Raw genomic sequence first — 17,605 nt, 5'->3', positions numbered from 1 at the left:
AAGGCCCGCTGTCAAGGTTGGCAGAGTTCTGCCAATGTCGATTTCGGGCACCCGCAACGGATCGACGAAGCCGTACGCTTCCGCCACTTGCACTTGGGCCGGAACACGGGGGAGTCCATGAGGTCTCGCAGGCTGCTGCGCCGTGCCATCGCACCGATGAGCCTCGCGTTGCTGTTCAGCGGTGCGGTGACGGCGATCGTCCACAAGGGACCCGAGCCGCGTCCGGTGCGTCAGGACGTCGCTTGTGCCCGGGACGTGCCCGACCGGTTCGGGGCGATGGCGATGGCCCGCCGCTGCGGCGACCGGGTGCTGGTGAGCTCGGCCACCGACGAGACCTCCCAGACGTTCGCGAATGCGGACGGCAGCTTCACCTGGGAGTCCAGCGTCCGGCCCAGATTCGGCCGGGCCGCGGACGGCAGCTGGGTCGCCGCCGACCCGACGCTGGTCGCCAACCTCGACGGCACGGTCTCTCCGAGGGCCGCCGCCTTCCCGATGGCGTTCTCCGGTGGCGGGGCGTCGGCGCCGCTGATCAGCGCGGAGCGCAGCGGCCACCGGCTGGCGATGTCGTGGAAGGGCACGCTGCCCCGGCCGGTGCTGTCGGGCAGCACGGCGACCTACGCCGAGGTGCTCCCCGGCGTCGACCTGCGGGTCATCGCCGGCGTCGACGGCTTCACCGAGCACCTGGTGGTGAAGACCCGCGCCGCCGCGGCCCGCGCCGACGTCCGCCAGGTGCGACTCGGTCTCACCGGCCGGGGCGTGACGGTCCGGCCCGGCCCGGACGGCGGCGTGTCGGCCGTCGACGCCGCTGGTGACGTCGTCTTCGCCGCACCGGCGCCGCTGATGTGGGACTCGGCCGACCAGGCGCCGATGGTGGGCTACCGCGGTGCCGCGGCGCCGCGGACCCGCACGATGGGGGTGCACGTGGACGGCGGGGACCTTGTCCTGTACCCGGACACCACGCTGCTCGACGACGCGGCAGCGGTCTACCCGGTCGTCATCGACCCGACCTGGACCGGCGGCGTGAACCACTGGGCCCAGGTCGCCAAGCTGACCCCGGCGCAGGTCTTCTACGACCAGGCGGACACCGGCGACCTGAACGGCAACGTCAAGGTCGGCTACACCACGACCCCGGCTCCCAACACCCTGCGGGCGCTGTTCGAGATGAGCACCGCCGGCGTGCAGGGCCTGGGACCGGTCACCAAGGCGACCTTCACCATTCCGCAGCGCTGGTCCTGGTCGATGTGCGGGACGGCGGCCCCGATCGGGCTGTTCTGGACCCCGCCGATCACCTCGGCCACCAACTGGAATACCGGCTGGAACAGCGACGACACCGGGTGGGCCAACAAGGTCGGCACGACCACGGAGGCGCACCGCAACGGCTCCACCGGCTCGTGCGGGCCGGCCGACGTGTCCTTCGACCTCACCCCGCACATCGCCACGATGGGCCTGGGCTGCTGCGGCTCGGTGACGCTCGGGCTGAAGGCGATCGACGAGCTCAGCCAGACCAGCTGGGCGAAGTACGCGAACGGCGCCGTCGGCGTGCCGCTGCTGAAGCTCGACTACAACTCCACTCCGGCGATCACTGCCCGGGCGACGACACCGGCGACCGGCTGCGTCACCGGTGCCGGCCGACCGACGATCGGCTCGCTGGTGCCGCGGCTGTCGGTCACCGCCCAGGACGCGGAGACCGCCCCGATGTCGGCCACCTTCGAATGGTGGCAGGTCGGCGGCGGCGCGGCGGTCGGCTCGGCCACCGTCACCGGGGTGACCGGCGGGGTGCCCGCCGTGACGCAGATCCCGTCCGCGCAGCTGGTCGGCGGCACGGCGTACCAGTGGCGGGTCAGCGTCTCCGACGGGGTGTCGGCGGCGACGTCAGGATGGTGCGAGTTTACCACCCCGGTCCTGGACCCGCAGGCGGCCGGCTGCCCGGCGAACCCCGTCGCGGGCGACTTCAACGGCGACGGCGTCGCGGACCGGGTCATCGCCGATCCGCAGGACGGCGCCGGCAAGGTGCACCTGGTGGACGGCGCGGCCGGCACCACGCGGGCCCTGCAGTCGCCGCTGCCGGTCCTCGCCGACGGTTTCGGCACCAGCCTGGCCGTCTACGACGCCAACCTGGACGGCTGCGCGGACCTGGCCGTCGGCGCGCCGAAGCGGGACCTTAACGGCAAGGTCGACGCCGGTGCCGTGTTCCTCTTCTACGGCGCACCGCAGGGCCTCGGCAACGGCCCGCCGACGATGACCGTCCAGCAGGGGGCGGTCCTGCCGGGCAACCACGGCACGGTGCCGGACACCCCCGAGACCGACGACTGGTTCGGCGCCTCGCTGGCCGGCGGGACGACCGCGTCCGGCGAGCCCTACCTGGTCATCGGTGCTCCCGGCGAGGACGTCGACGGCGCCGTCGACGCGGGCACCGTGCACTACCTGCGCGGCGCCGTCGACGTGAAGCTCGACGGCTGGTCACCGCAGGGCGCGGAGACGGACGACCGCAGCGGCTCCTCCGTCGCCGCGACGCCCTTCCAGCTGGGCATCGGCTCGCCCGGTGAGTCGGCCGGCCCGGGCACCGAGTTCTCGGGTTCCGCCTGCGTGCTCAACCACAACAGCGGCAGCACCCCGCCGTCGGGCATCCGGTGTTTCGTCCAAGGCGACGACACGTACGGGATGGACAGCCCGGAACGCGGGGACCGTTTCGGCGCGTCGATCGCGATGGTCGCCTACCGGCCCGCCGGGGCGCCGGCCGGCGTCGCGGACTCGCTGCTGGCCGTCGGTGTGCCCGGTGAGGACATCGGCACGGTCGTCGACGCCGGCATGGTGCAGCAGTACCTCATCACCCCGACCGCGGGCATGCACGTCGGCACCGTCGGCAGCGGCACGCCGGGCGTCGGCGAGGCCGACGAGGTGGGCGACTACTTCGGTCAGCGCGTCGTGCTGGTCAACCGTGACCCGGCCGCCGAGGCATCGGCGAGCACGGTGCTGCTCGCGGTCGGCACGGCCGGCGAGGACCGGGGCACCGCGCTGGACACCGGCTCGGTCCGGGTGTTCCGGGCCGGCACCAACATCCTGACCGGCAGCGTCCAGGTCGAGCGGGGCGCCGGGCTGCCGGGCACCCCGGTGGCGCAGGAACTGCTCGGCGGCTGGCTCGCCAGCGACGGCGTCAACCTGCTCGTGTCCAGCCCCTACGGCGGCACCCGGGCGGTCTACGCCGTCCCGTGGGCCGGCCTCGCGGGTGGCAGCGCCACCCCGGCCCGCACCTACACGCCCGGCCAGGGCGGCATCCCGTCGGCGGTCACCGCGTTCGGGGTGGCTGCCGGATGAGCACGAAGGGACAGCGAGTGCGCCTCTGGACGCGCCGCGGCGGGCTGGCTGCAGCCCTCGCCGGGCTGATCGCGGCAACGATGTGGGCGGCCGCGCCGCGGGCCGGCGGCCCGGCGGAGGTCCAGGCGATGCCCGCGGGCCCACCCGCCGGCGCCGACCGGACCATCCCCGGCGCCGCCGCGGTGGCGCGGGCGACCGGTAGGCGTGTCGAGGTCACCGGCCTGCGCGCGGAGCGGCAGCAGGTGTTCGCCAACCCGGACGGCACGATCACCCGGGAGACCTTCCAGCAGCCGTTCCGGACGCTGCAGGCCGACCGCTGGGTGCCCACCGACGCGACCCTGGTCCGGCATCCGGACGGCACCGTCACGCCGCGCGCTGCCGTGCTCGGGCTGCGGCTGTCCGGCGGCGGCGACGGCGCCTTCGCCACGGTCGAGCGGGCCGGCCGCGGCTATGCGCTGACCTGGCCCGGCCGGCTGCCGGCCCCCCGGCTGGACGGCTCCACTGCCACCTACGCCGAGGTCCTGCCCGGCGTCGACCTGGTTGTGCACGCCGCCGTCACCGGCTTCACTCACGTACTCGTGGTGAAGACCCCGCAGGCGGCGAAGCTCCCACAGGTGCGGCAGATCCGGCTCGGGCTGGGCCTGCGGCTGCTCAGGGTCGAGGCGGCCGCCGGTGGCGGACTGCGGATGCTCGACGCCGGCACCGGCGGGCTCGTCCTCGACGCGCCGGCGCCCCGGATGTGGGACTCCAGCGTGCCGGCCGAGGACGGCGACCTGACCCTCGCGGCGCCGGACGGCGCATCGACCGCCCCGGTCGGGGTCGCCGTGGCCGGGGACAGCCTCACGCTGACGCCGGACCCGGCGCTGCTCGACGCGCCCGGCACCGTCTTCCCGGTCCACATCGACCCGTTCACCAGCGGTGGGTCCAACGAGTCGTGGGCGATGACCGACTCCGGCTACCCGTCCGAGGAGTACTGGAAGTTCGACGGCGCGACCAACGAGCGGGTCGGCTACTGCCCCGTCGGCGTCTCCGGCCAGGTCTGCAACAGCTCCAAGATCAAGCGCCTGTTCTACGTGCTGCCCACCGACTACGCCGGTATGAGCATCATCGACGCCAAGTTCCGGGTGACGTTGCAGCACACCTACGACAGCACCGCTCGCAACGTCAGCCTGTACCGGGCCGGCAGCGGCGGCGCGCTCATCACCAGCGGCACCAACTGGGGCAACATGCCCGGCGGGGCGGGCATGTCCGGCTTCGCCCACCAGCAGACGATCGCGCCGACCGGCACGACCGGCTGCGAGACCGGCGCGACCCGCAACACCGAGTTCAACGCGATGGAGGCGGTCACCACGGCGGCCACCTACGGCTGGTCGAAGACCACGTTCCTGATCCGTGCCGAGAACGAGTCGAGCTACCTGCACCTCAAACGCTTCTGCAACAACGCGGTCCTGTCCGTCACCTACAACCGCGCCCCCAACCAGCCGGTCGCGGGGAACCTGAGCCTCAACCCGGGTGGCGCCTGCGTCACCGGCGCCGGCCGGCCGTTCGTGAGCTCGCTGCCGAGTCTGAAAGCCGTGCTCACCGACCCCGACACGGCCGACGCCGAGCCGCTGACCGCCGACTTCCGGGTGACCTGGGACGCCAACGGCATGCACCAGGTCAGGATCTGGACCTCGCCGCAGCTGGCGAACGGCTCGACCTTCACCTACAACCTCGCCGACGCCGCGACCGGCACGCCTGCCCTGCCGGAGAACGTCGTCACGTCGTGGCAGGTCCGAGCCGGCGACGGCACCGCGACCGGTGGCTGGTCGCCGTCGTGCGAGTTCGTCCTCGACACGACCAGGCCCAGCGGGCCGGACATCGACTCCGCGGAATACCTGCCGTCCGACGCCGCCGACCACACCCCGTCCTGTGTGGAGAGTGCCACCTGGCTGCCGGGCGTCGGGCGGTGGGGAACGTTCACCTTCGACAGCGACGCCACCGACGTCAACGCCTACCGGTACGGGTTCGACAGCAACCCGTCGCCTTCCAACCAGCTCACCCCGCTGTTCGACGGTGGCCCCGTGACGGTGCCGTGGCAGCCGCAGGGCGAGGGCCCGCACACCGTCTCCGTGGTCGCGATCGACCACGCCGGCAAGCAGTCCGACATCTCCAGCTGCACCTTCCGGGTCGCCGCAGGCACCACCCCGGTCGGCACCTGGCCGCTCACCGACGCGCCCGGCGCCACGGTCGCCGCCGACACCGCCGGCGCACACCCGGCGACCGCGCTGGCCGGCACCCAGTTCGGCGTCGCCGGACCCGGTGGTGCCGCCGACCGGGCGGTGCGCTTCAACGGCACCTCGGGTGGACTGGCGACGGCCGGGCCGGTGGTCGACACCGGCCAGAGCTTCACCGTTAGCGTCTGGGCCAGGCTCGCGGACCTGACCCGCGACCAGACGATCGTGTCCCAGGACGGCTCCGGTGAGACCGGGTTCAGACTCGGCTACAACGCCGGCAGCGGCAGATGGCTGGTCGCGGTTCCGGTGTTCGACGTGCAGACGCTCGGCCAGTGGGCGGTCGCCGGCCCGATCGCGCAGGCCGACCGGTGGACCCACCTGACGGTCGTCTTCGACGCCGCGACCCTCAAACTGACGTTGTACGTGAACGGTGTCGCCGCCGGCACCGGCGACTGGCGGGGACCGTGGATCTCGCACGGCCCGCTGCAGATCGGCCGCAGGTACCTGCAGGCCGGCGTCTACGGCAACATCCTCAGCGGGGACGTCGCCGGCGTGAAGGTCTGGGACCGGCCGCTGGTGCCGTCCGAGGCGCTGGTCCAGCCGACCCTGCTCACCAGGCGGCTCGGCTACTGGGACCTGAACGCGGCCACCGTCATCACCGGCCAGCCGCCGCTCGTCGGCAAGAGCGCCGGCTACGGCACCCCCGCGCCGGGCGGCACGACCGAGATCGATCCCACCCTGGAGCTCAACCTGTACACCGGTGCCTCGGTGTACACCCGGGACCTGGCGGACCCGTTCGCGCCGAGCCCGCTCGTCGGCGACGGGCACCTGGTCCTCGACGGCGCCACAGGCTACGCGGCGACCGCCGGTCCGGTCGCGGTGACCAACGGCAGCTTCTCCGTCGCGGCCCGCGTCCAGCTGGCGACGGACTGCACGACGGCACCGATGACCGTGCTCTCCCAGCCCGGCGCGCACGCCAGCGCGTTCACCGTGGGCTGCGCCCCGGACGGTGCGGGCGGCGCGCTGTGGCGGGTCGTGATCGCCGGCACCGACACCAACGGCACCGCCGGCACGACCCTGACCGGCAGCGGCACGATCTCCCGGCCCGACCCGGGCGCGGCCGGCGGGCAGTTCCTCACCGTCACCTACGACGCACCCACCCAGACCCTGCGGCTCTACGTCGACGGCCAGCTCGCCGGCACCGCGACCGGGGTGGCGCTGCCGTGGAACGCGACCGGCGGCCTGCAGGTCGGCCGGGGCCTGTCCGACACCACCTGGGGTGCCTACACCGCCGGTGTGCTCGACGAGGTGCGGGTCTACAGCGGCCCGCTCTCCGCGACGACCGTCCAGCAGCTCAACGTCCCGAACGAGGTGGCTGAACTGTGAACCGACCGTCCGCCTGGGTCCGGCGCCTGACCGGTCCCGTCGTCGTCGCCCTGCTCGTCGCCGGCGTGCAGCAGCCTGCCTTCGCCGGGCCTGTGCGCCGCGACGCGCCCGCCGTGCCGCACCGGGCCGCGCCGAAGGCCACCGCCCAGCAGGTCAAGCAGCGTGTGGTGGCGAACCCGGCGGCGGCCGCGGCGGTGAGGACCCCGCCGGCCGTGCACTGGCCGGAGGCCGCCGGCGTCGAGCTCGACCTGACCACTGGCGGGAGGACCACGACGGCCGGCGGGCTGCAGGTGTCGGCGAAGGCGGTCGAACCGGCTGGCCGCACCACCGCGTCGGCGGACCTGGTGCCGTCCAAGGTGCGCGTCGGCGTGCTCGACCACGCCGCCGCGACCAGGGCGCGCGTGCAGGGCACCCTGTTGACCGTGAGCCGCGCCGACGGCGGGCGCTCCGCGGGCGGTGTCCACGTCGGCCTGGCGTACGGCGGGTTCGCCGACGCGTTCGGCGGCGACTACGGCGCCCGGCTGCACCTCGTCGAGCTGCCTGCCTGCGTGCTCACCACCCCGGACCGGCCGGAGTGCCAGGTGCGCACCCCGGTCGGCTCGTCCAACGACACCGCCCAGCGGCAGCTCGGCGCGACGGTCAGCGCGGCGGCGGCGGGGATGACGGTGCTCGCCGCGGAACCCGGCGACACCTCCGCCCAGGGCACCTACGAGGCGACGAAACTGTCGCCGTCGTCGAAGTGGGACGTGTCGCTCTCCTCCGGCGCGCTGTCGTGGAGCTATGACGTGCGGATGCCGAAGACGCCCGGCGGCCTGGAGCCGCAGGCGACGCTGAGCTACTCGTCGCAGACCGTCGACGGCCGCACCTCCGCGACCAACAACCAGGGTTCGTGGGTCGGTGAGGGCTTCACGTACGAGCCGGGTTACATCGAGCGCAAGTACAAGGCGTGCGACGACGACGGTCACGAGCACTACAACGACCAGTGCTGGGCGTTCTCCAACGGCTCGATCATGCTCAGCGGGCACTCCGGTGACCTGATCAAGGTCAACGACAACCTGTGGAAGCTGTCCGGCGACGACGGCACGAAGGTCGAGCGCAAGACCGGCGCGACCAACGGCGACAACGACGGCGAATACTGGAAGGTCACCACCACCGGCGGCACCGAGTACTACTTCGGCCTGAACCGGCTGCCCGGCTGGAGTGCGAACAAGGACGAGACCAATTCGGCGTGGACCATCCCGGTCTCCGGCGACGACGTCAACGAGCCCTGCTACAAGAGCTCCGGCTGGCTGGACTCGTTCTGCGACCAGGGCTGGCGGTGGAACCTGGACTACGTCAAGGACCCGCACGGCAACGTCATCTCGTACTACTACGGCAAGGAGCTCAACGCGTACGCGAAGGGTGCGAAGACCGACGCCAACGGCCTCACCTACGTGCGCGGCGGCTGGCTCAAACAGATCGACTACGGCCAGCGCGACGGGCAGGTGTACACGACGAACGCACCGGCCCGCGTCCGCTTCGACACCGCGGAGCGCTGCATCGCGGCCGGCGTGATCACCTGCGCGGAGGGTCAGCTGACCGACGACACCGCCACCTCGTGGCCGGACGTGCCGTGGGACCGCAACTGCGCGCTCGGCACCCACTGCAAGGACACCCAGGCGGCGCCGACGTTCTGGACCCGCAAGCGCCTGACCGGCATCACCACCGAGATCCGGGAGGGCAGCGGCTGGACGCCGGTCGAGCAGTGGACGCTCAGCCACTCGTACACCGACAACGGCGACGGCTCGAAGACCCTGTGGCTGGACAAGATCGACCACGCCGGCCTCTACGGCGGCACGGCCACGATGCCGCCGGTGCAGCTGGTGGGTATCCAGCTGCCGAACCGGATCGACACCGACACCGACATGCTGGCGCCGCTGAACCGGTTCCGGCTGAGCTCGGTCATCACCGACACCGGCGCGCAGATCCAGGTGAACTACGCCCCGGCGGACTGCGCCGCGGGCAGCCTGCCCACGGCGGGCAGCAGCACGAAACGCTGCTACCCGGTGCTGTGGAACCCGTTCGGCACCGACGACGACCTCACGGACTGGTTCCACAAGTACGTCGTCCAGGAGGTCATCGCGTCGGACCCGACCGGCGGCAGCCCCGACGTGCGCACCGTGTACGAGTACGGCAACCAGGGCTTCGGCACCCAGGACCCGATCGTCGGGGCGGCGTGGCGCAAGACCGACCCGGACGGCATCACCAAGGCCGAGGACCTCACCTGGTCGCAGTGGCGCGGCTACCCGAAGGTCACCGTCCGCACCGGCGACCTGCAGACCCTGACCACGAAGGTCGAGCACTACTTCCTGCGCGGCATGGACGGCGACGAGAAGCCCGCCGGCGCCGGCGGCGGCCACCGCTCGGTCAAGGTCACCACCGACCAGGGCACCGTCTTCACCGACGCCGACGAACTCAGCGGCACTGAATACGAGACGGTCACCTACAACGGCGCCGAGGTCATTTCGAAGGCGGTGAGCGAGCCGACGTTCTGGTACACCCAAACCCAGACGGAGACCTGGGGCACCCGCCATGCGGTCATGTCCAGGACGGCCTCACAGCGGGTGTGGACCGCGCTGAGCCCCGACGCCCAGGGCCAGCCCGTCTGGCGGGAGACCAGGACTGACAGCACGTTCGACCAGACCTGGGGCCGCACCGTCAAGACCGACGACCAGGGCGACGTCGGCACCACCACCGACGACGTGTGCACCACGATGGAGTACGCCGACAACGGCAACACCTGGCGGTACGACCTGCCGAAACTGACCGAGAAGTTCTCGGTCAAGTGCGCGTCGGTCACCGACCGCGCGACCCAGCTGATGAGCTCCGACCGCAACACCTTCGACGGCCTCGCCTACGGCGCCGCCCCCGGCAAGGGCGACATCACCACGTCGGAGTCACTGGACACGGTCGACGCGACGGGCACCAGGTATCTGGCCACCACCATGACCTACAACGAGTACGGCCGGCAGCTCACCGTCACCGACCCGGGCGGGTCGGTCACCGAGAACGCCTACGTCTACAGCGACGGGTTCGGCGTCCGGACCACGGTCAAGAACCCGATGCTGCAGAGCACGGCCACCGACACGTCCCGGGCGTTCGGGCAGGCGACGGCGGTCATCGACGTCAACGGCAAGCGCACCGACCTGGCGTACGACCCGCTGGGGCGGCTGATCAGCGTCTGGCTGCCGACCCGGCCCAGGTCGCTGTACCCGGACACGCCGAACACGAAGTACAGCTACCTGCTGCGCGCCGACAAGCCGAGCGTCATCTCGACCGCGAAGGTGCGCAACGACGGCACGTACGTCACGACCTACCAGCTGCTTGACAGCCAGCTGCGGGTGCGCCAGATGCAGTCCGCGGGTGCGAACAACACGCTGCTGCTCATCGACACCGTCTACCGCAACGGCAAGGTGGAGACCCAGACCGAGCCCTACTCGGTGCAGGGCGTCGCCGGTGACCTGCTGCTGACCGTCCCGGAGGGGTCGACGAACGGCGCGCACAAGCACCGCTACGACGGCGCCGACCGGGAGACGGCCGACATCTTCACCGTCGCCGGCGACGAGAAGTGGCGCACGACGACGAGCTACGACGGTGCCCGGACCAGCACGGTGCCGCCGATGGGCGGGGTGCCGCGTACGAGCGTGGTCGACGCCCGGGGCCACACCACCGAACTCATCGAGTACGCCGGGCACACGGCGTCCGGGCCGTCGAAGACGACCCAGTACTCCTTCGGCCAGAACGGCAAGGTCGCGTCGATGACCGACGTGCTCGGCAACGTCTGGAGCTACACCTACGACCCCCGCGGCAACCTGATCCGGACCGACGACCCCGACGCCGGCACGACGAAGTTCACGTATGACAAGCTCAACCGGATCGCGACCGTGGAGGACGCCCGGCACGTCCTGACCTCGAACGTCTACGACAAGCTGGGCCGCCTGACGGAGACCTGGCTCGGCAAGATCGGCGTCACCGGATCCGTCAAGCAGACCGCGACCATCTACGACAGCTTCTACAAGGGACAGGTCGCGGGGACGGTCCGGTACGTCGGCAGTGCCGCGTACACGATCACCTATCCGCAGCGCGACAACCTGTACCGGGTCACGAAGACGACCTACACCATCCCGGCCGACGCCGGCACGGAACTGGCCAGGACGTACGACTTCGTCTCCACGTACAACACCGACGACAGCGTGCAGGGGATCGGCATGCCGGCCGCGGGTGGCCTGCCGGCCGAGAACCTGGTCTTCGGCTACGACAACCTGCAGCGGCCGCTGTCCATGACCGGCCTCAACTCCTACGTGGTCAGCAACGAGGAGAACCCGACGAGCTACGCCGACACCGGTGAGCTGCTGCGGATGATGCTGTGGAACGGCACCGGGAAGAAGGCGTGGCTGACCTTCAGCTGGGAGCGGGGCACCAACCGGCAGACCGGCATCCGCCTGGACCGCCAGGACATCGCCGCGGTTGACCTGGACCAGCACTACAAGTACGACGACGCCGGCAACGTCCTCGCGATCGCCGACACGCCCGCCGGCGGCCCGGTCGACACGCAGTGCTTCCTCTACGACGGGTCGCGGCACCTCACCGAGGCGTGGAGCACGGCCACCACCGACTGGACCCGGTGCCAGAACGGTGCGGCCTCGACCGGGGTCGGCGGACCCGCCCCGTACCACCAGGCGTGGACGTTCGACGCGGGCGGTGGCCGCCTCACCGAGACGAACTACCCGGTCGCCGGGCCCGGTGTCACAACGAACTACCACTACGCGGGCACCGGGCAGCCCAAGCCGCACACGCTGCGCTCCATCGACCAGGGCAGCGCCGCGACGACGACCGACTACACCTACGACGAGCGGGGTGCGCTGCTGACCCGGCAGAACCCGGCGAAGTCGGAGTCGTTCCAGTGGAACACCGACGCGCAGTTGGCGAAGTACTCCAGCGACGGCGGCCCGGGCACCACATTCGTCTACGACGCCTCGGGCAACCGGCTGCTGCGCAAGGAACCCGGCGCGACGACGCTGTACCTCGGGACGATGCAGCTGCGGCTGGACCTCGCGACCCGGGTCGTCACCGGCACGCGGTACTACACGTTCGCCGGATACGGCATCGCCACCCGGACGCCGTCGGCGTTGAGCTGGACGGTCGCCGACCCGCACAACACCAACAGCTGCGCGATCGACGCGACCACCGGCGCCATCACCTGGCGGCGCACCCTGCCCTACGGCGGTGTCCGCGGCGCCGCGCCGGCCGCGTGGCCGGACGACCGGGGCTTCCTCGGCGGCACCGTCGACGCCGGCGGCCTGGTCCACCTCTCCGCCCGCGAGTACGACCCGGTGATCGGGCGGTTCATCTCACCCGACCCGGTGCTGGACGTCGACAACCCGGAGCAGATGAACGGGTACGGGTATTCGGGGAGCAGCCCGCTGGTGGAGTCGGACCCCAACGGCACCAACCCCAACAGCCAGGACGAAATGATGAACCCACAGGGTCCGCCGCCCGCGGCGCCTCCCGGGAACCCGAAGCCGAAGTGCTCCAGCGCGACCCCCGAGTACTGCCGTCCGAAGAACAACAAGACGGCCTACGACCTGGGCGTCGAATGGGTGCAGAACGAGATCGCCGGTTGCGAGGACGAGTCGAAGGCATGCTCGACGACCGAGTACTTCCAGGACGGTGACCGGTTCACGGAGGAGATCCAGGAGCTCTACACGATCGACGTGGCACGGCAGATCATCGCTTCGGAACTGGCCGCCGGGAAGTTGTACGGCCAGAAGACCACGGACTTCCATCTCGCCAGGTTCACGCCGGAAGAGCGCGAATGGAATGCGTACAACACCGCCATGAGCATCTATACGCTCGGGGAGCAGGGGATGCAGGAAGCGGCGTCATTCCTCGGGTCCTACGACCTGACGTGGCAGGTCGTCGGCAAGGACGCGAACGGCGGCCCGGTGGTCGAGTTCCACCTGACGAACGCCAGTACCATGAACTCCGCCAAACTCGACAAGGGCAAAGTGGCGGATTACGGTCTTGACCAGTCGGCCGGCGACGGCCATGACGCCAAACCGGGCGAGCACTGGCTGCAGCAATCCGTGCGCTGGCGCGAACCCTTCACCACGGACAACCAGCCAACCGTGCACGTCGGCACGCGAGACGGTGTCCCCTGGGGCGACCCGAACAAGCGCGATCCGTTCGGGCAGGCCGCGATCTACGCCGGGCTGAAAGTGGCGAAGAACTTCCTCTAGTGGCACGGAAGGACAGTCGATGCGAAAGGTGGCGTTCGCGCTGGTGGCGCTGGTACTGATGGCCTGTGGGAGTCAGACTGTCGACCCGCGGCCGGGCCGGACCCCGGCCCTGGCCGTGGACGTCACCCCGGAGATGGTCGTCGGCGCTTGGCGCAACGCGGCCCGGGACGCCACCTTCGTGTTCGCCGCCGACGGCACGATGCAGGGGACGAACGTGCCGCCGGAGTACTTCCTCGATTTCCAGAGCGCGCTGACCCCCGGTTTCGACAGGAGCCGGGACCGGATCGACGCGGTCGGCAGCTGGGCCCTGCCGGGGCGGAAGCCTTCCGCCCCGGCCGGGCTTCGCAACGTCGTCGAGCTCACCTTCGAGCCCGGAGGGTTCATCCAGACCCGTGGCGGCGGCGGGCTGGACGCGTTGTCGCAGGGCTCCCAGACGGTGCTGGAGTTCCGGGCCATCGTGTTCACGAAGTGCCCCGGGCCCTGCGCGGGCGGCAGCGGGGCGTCGCCGTCGCCGTCGCGGTGATCCGGCGACCGCGCCGCGTCACCAGGGGTCGAGGCGGAGTCGTGCGTGCTCGACGGGCTCCGTTGCATTGAGCGTTGGCAAGATCGAGGCAAGCTTGAGCTCCGCGACCATCGCGGACTCACTCCGCACAGCCTGCGGCAGCCAGCCGAACACCCGCACAACGCTCAGGTACAGCACCCGCACCAACACGCCTGCCATCCTGCCTCGCTGCCGCGAAACAGCAGCTCACGCCGGGGTGCGTCGAGTATTGGCACGGTACAGGATCTAGAGAAGGAGACCCTCGGTCTCGACCTCGTGCGCAGGTACTTGGGAGCGACGCGCACGACATGGTCGATCTGCGCGCAACACGGCGTTGACGCCGACGCCATCGACGACCTGCGGCAGTTCTACGAAATCAAGGTCCCTGCCGGTGCAGAACCCGATCACGTGACGCTCGAAGACACGCAGATCCGCCGCGCGCTGTCGACCGACAAGTTCTTCCTGGTGCATCCCAGGCCGCGCGTGGCCCGAAGGGCCTGTGACGGTGATGTGCAAGTCCGACGTGGACGCAACATCACGAACGGTACTTGATTGGAGTGCGCCAACAACGCGCTCACAGCGGAGATCAACTCCTGGCGGACGCGGCAGGATGACGCAACACTGGCCAACACGCAGCCGTGTTAATCTGGGGGTCAAGGGGTCGTGGGTTCGAATCCCGCCGTCTCGACGCAGGTCAGAGGGCTGATCCACTTCTAGGGTCGGCCCATTTTGGCGTCCTGGGGACCAGATCGGTCAAGTTCGGTTCGCGTAGCGCATCTTGACCGGTGGTCAAGGAATCAGAGCGATTACTTGCCCAGCTCGGCTTCCTCGGTTTCGGAGCACGGCGGATCGTATTTTGAATCTTCGGCCCGCGCATGCGTTAGATGCCTACATGTGTGCATGCCAGGTTGTGATCCTCATGGGACGGACCGAGTGCCGAGGTTCCGTTGGGCCGGTGACTACCCCCTCGTCCATTTGCCTGCCGGGAATTCCCGACCTTCACGTCCAGGACGGCACCCTGCCGATACTAGGGACGCAAAGCGCTGAAGTCGTCCATCCGTAACGGCATCGAACCTCGGGCGCCGCCCTCGAGCCGCTGGCGATCAACCTGAGCAGAAGAGGGTCCGTCAATCGTGTTGGTCGTGGCCGGTGTCAGGTGACGCGTCGAGGGCGATGAGGTATGCCCCAACGTCGTGGGCATCCGGGGATCCGAGGCGGGTGTGCAGGGCCAGGGCGTGTTCATAGTGGTGCCGGGCGCGGACGAGGTCGCCGAGAATGTGGTGGGCGCGGCCGGCCCCGGTATGGGCGCGGGCCTGCTGATCGGGGATAACGCTGGTGCTCAGGGCGGCGGTGTGGTGGGTCAGCGCGTCGGCAGGGCGGCCGGCGGCGAGGGTGGCTTCGCCCAGGCCGTTGAGCGCTCGGATTTCGCCGCCGCGCTCACCTGACTCCCGGAAGAGGGTGAGGGCCTGCTTGTGGAGCGCGATGGCCTGGTCAGGCTGGCCGAGGCGGGTCTGGACGCTACCGAGGCCATACAGCGCCCAGGCTTCCCCGCGCGGGTAGCCGAGCTGTCGGAGCAGGGCCAGCGCCTGCTCCTGGCGGTCGGCGGCTTCCTGGTAGCGGCCCAGCCCCATCTCAGCGAGGCCGAGGTTGTGCAGCGCCATGGCTTCTTCGCGGGGGTAGCCGAGCCGTCGGTACAGGGCCAGCGCCTGCTCGAGGCGGTCGGCGGCGGCCTGATGACGGCCCAGGTGGTCCTCTGCGACGCCGAGGTTGTGCAGAGCCATGGCTTCGCCGATTGTGTGGCAGGTCTGCCGGTACAGGGCCAGCGCCTGCTCGAGGCGGTCGGCGGCGGCCTGGTAGAAGCCTCGGTGGTCCTCGACGACGCCGAGGTTCGTCAGCACGCGGGCTTGGCCGATCAGGTCGCCGGCTTGCCGGAACAGCACTGACGCCTGGACGAGATGCTCCGTGGCCAACTCCAGCCGGCCGAGGCGAATGTTTATGCCGCCGAGGCCGAGCTGCGCGTGGGCCTGCCCGGCCGGATCACCAGCTTGCAGGGCGGCGTCGAGGGCGTGTGCGTGGATGGTGAGCGCGTCGATGTAGTGGCCGCCCTCGAGATAGCGGTACAGGGTCATCGACAGCCGCACGGCGTGGGCGGGCCAGCCGTGGGTGGCGGTGTGCGCGGCAGCGGCCACCAGGCAGGGCCGTTCGGTGTCCAGCCACCGCCGGGCGGTGCCGGGGTCGGCCAGTTCCGGGGTCGGGGTGGTGGCCGGCGGAGCGGTGCCGGGCCGGCCGTGGGCATCGACGAGGCGCAGCTGTTGCGTGGCGGCCGCGGCGGTGACCAGGTAGTAGTCGAACAGTCGGGTCGACGCCGCCCGGCGGTCGGCGTCGGAGTCGTGCGCGGTGGCGAGGGTGGTGGCGTAGGCGCGTAGCAGGTCGTGCATGCCGTACCTGGCCGGGCCGGTGGGATGCACGAGGTGGGCCCGGGCGAGCCGGTCGAGGGCGAGGCGAGCCTGCGACAGGCTGGTGTCGGTGAGCGCAGCGGTGGTGTAGGCGTCGATGTCGGGGCCGGGGTGCAGGCCCAGCAGCCGGAAGGTGCGGGCGGCGTCGACCGGTAGGTGGCGCATCGACCAGGAGAACACCGCCGTGACGGCGGCGCGGGGGTCGCCGTCGGCGTCGAGCAGGTCCAGGCGGTGCTGTTGGTCGGCCAGTTCGATGACCAGGTCGGCCAGGGGGGTGGTGGGGCGGGCGACGGCGAGTTCGGCGGCGACCCGCAGCGCCAAAGGTAGATGGGCGCATTGGGTGGCGAGGGTGGCCGCGGCGTCGGGGTCGGCGTCGACGCGGTGGCCGATGAGCCGGCGCAGCAACGTGATCGCGTCGGCTGGGAGGAGTAGGTCGAGGTCGAGGCGGTGGGCGCCGTTGACGGCGACTAGTCCGGCGAGGCTGTCGCGGCTGGTCACCAGGACCAGGCAGGAACCGGTTCCGGGTAGCAGGGGACGGACCTGGTCGACGGTGGCGGCGTTGTCGAGCGCGATGAGCAGGCGTCGGCCGGTGAGCTCGGTGCGGTAGCGGGCGGCGCGTTCGTCGAGGTCGGCGGGGATGTCGGTGCCGGGCACCCCGAGGGCGGTGAGGAACCGGGCCAGCACCTCGGCGGGGGTGGCGGGCTGGTCGGGGTCATAGCCGCGCAGGTTGACATACAGCTGCCCGTCGGGGAACCGGTCGAGGGTCTGGTGTGCCCAGTGCACCGCGAGGGCGGTCTTGCCCACGCCGGCCGTGCCGGCGATCGCGGAGATCACCACCGCGGCCGGCCGGTCATGGTCGTCGAGCAGCTTGGTGAGCTGCCGCAGCTGGTCGGTACGGCCGACGAATCCGGCCACGTCTGCGGGCAACTGCGCCGGAACGGGTCGTCCGTGCGCTGGGGGAGTGCCGGCGGCGCTCGTCGGGGCCTTGTCTGCGGGCTGCTGGTCGGTGCCGTCGAGCGCGGACCGGCAGAACCGGTCCCGTTCGGCGCCGGCAAGCGCGAACGCGTCGGCCAGCAGTCGTACCGTTCCAGGCCGGGCGCGGCCGGTCTGGCCGGCTTCGAGGTTACGGATGGTGCGCACGCTCACGCCTGTATTGGCTGCCAGGTCTTCCTGCGTCATACCTAGCCGCTGGCGGTGGGCCCGTACCTGCGCGCTGAACATCCGATCCTTTCCGTAGAAGCCCCAACACCTGCTGGGTGAGGACCAGTGCATCGGCCCTGACCGATGCCGTGCCCATGATGCCAACGGGCGAAGTTGCCGGTCAACTGCCGCCCATTGACCTGGCGGTTACCACCACGTCCGGCGATCGTAAGGGACGTCCGGCGATGCTGATACCAGGTATCGGCACTTTGC

6 protein-coding genes are annotated in these 17,605 nt (G+C 71.0%); 5 read left to right on the top strand and 1 reads right to left on the bottom strand.

From position 1 onward, the window contains the following. Positions 1 to 117: 117 nt before the first annotated feature. The 5 genes from AB0K00_RS22615 to AB0K00_RS22595 are packed head-to-tail and all read left to right on the top strand — an operon-like array spanning position 118 to position 14,288. Positions 118 to 3,315 (top strand): FG-GAP repeat protein, encoded by a 3,198-nt coding sequence (locus tag AB0K00_RS22615; RefSeq protein ID WP_363523466.1) that lies wholly within the window; start codon positions 118 to 120, stop codon positions 3,313 to 3,315. After that, a complete protein-coding gene (locus AB0K00_RS22610; RefSeq protein ID WP_363523465.1) occupies positions 3,312 to 6,917 on the top strand; it encodes a LamG-like jellyroll fold domain-containing protein in 3,606 nt (1,201 codons plus the stop codon). Before AB0K00_RS22615 ends, AB0K00_RS22610 begins: the two co-directional genes overlap by 4 nt. Next, the gene (locus tag AB0K00_RS22605; RefSeq protein WP_363523464.1) at positions 6,914 to 13,195 is read left to right on the top strand and encodes an RHS repeat-associated core domain-containing protein; all 6,282 of its coding nucleotides are present in this window, start codon (positions 6,914 to 6,916) and stop codon (positions 13,193 to 13,195) included. The genes AB0K00_RS22610 and AB0K00_RS22605 overlap by 4 nt, the downstream gene beginning before the upstream one ends. Before the next feature lie 19 nt (positions 13,196 to 13,214). Beyond that, positions 13,215 to 13,718: a hypothetical protein gene (locus tag AB0K00_RS22600; protein ID WP_363523463.1), complete on the top strand. Its 504-nt coding sequence runs from the start codon at positions 13,215 to 13,217 to the stop codon at positions 13,716 to 13,718. Between the two features lie 45 nt (positions 13,719 to 13,763). Beyond that, positions 13,764 to 14,288 (top strand): hypothetical protein, encoded by a 525-nt coding sequence (locus tag AB0K00_RS22595; protein WP_363523462.1) that lies wholly within the window; start codon positions 13,764 to 13,766, stop codon positions 14,286 to 14,288. A 575-nt stretch (positions 14,289 to 14,863) separates the two neighbouring features. Here AB0K00_RS22595 and AB0K00_RS22590 read toward each other — a convergent pair. Beyond that, positions 14,864 to 17,413, bottom strand: a complete 2,550-nt coding sequence (locus tag AB0K00_RS22590) for a tetratricopeptide repeat protein (RefSeq protein ID WP_363523461.1) — start codon at positions 17,411 to 17,413, stop codon at positions 14,864 to 14,866. Positions 17,414 to 17,605 lie beyond the last annotated feature (192 nt).

Source organism: Dactylosporangium sp. NPDC049525 (assembly GCF_040676755.1).
Classification (GTDB): Bacteria; Actinomycetota; Actinomycetes; order Mycobacteriales; family Micromonosporaceae; genus Dactylosporangium.
Note: the sequence above shows the minus strand (reverse complement) of the source record. Positions and strands in the feature narration are given on the sequence as shown.

Excerpts from the sequence above, each read along its gene's own strand:
- AB0K00_RS22615 (WP_363523466.1), top strand. The coding sequence starts at position 118 with ATGAGGTCTCGCAGGCTGCTGCGCCGTGCCATCGCACCGATGAGCCTC.
- AB0K00_RS22610 (WP_363523465.1), top strand. The coding sequence starts at position 3,312 with ATGAGCACGAAGGGACAGCGAGTGCGCCTCTGGACGCGCCGCGGCGGG.
- AB0K00_RS22600 (WP_363523463.1), top strand. The coding sequence starts at position 13,215 with ATGCGAAAGGTGGCGTTCGCGCTGGTGGCGCTGGTACTGATGGCCTGT.
- AB0K00_RS22590 (WP_363523461.1), bottom strand. The coding sequence starts at position 17,413 with ATGTTCAGCGCGCAGGTACGGGCCCACCGCCAGCGGCTAGGTATGACG.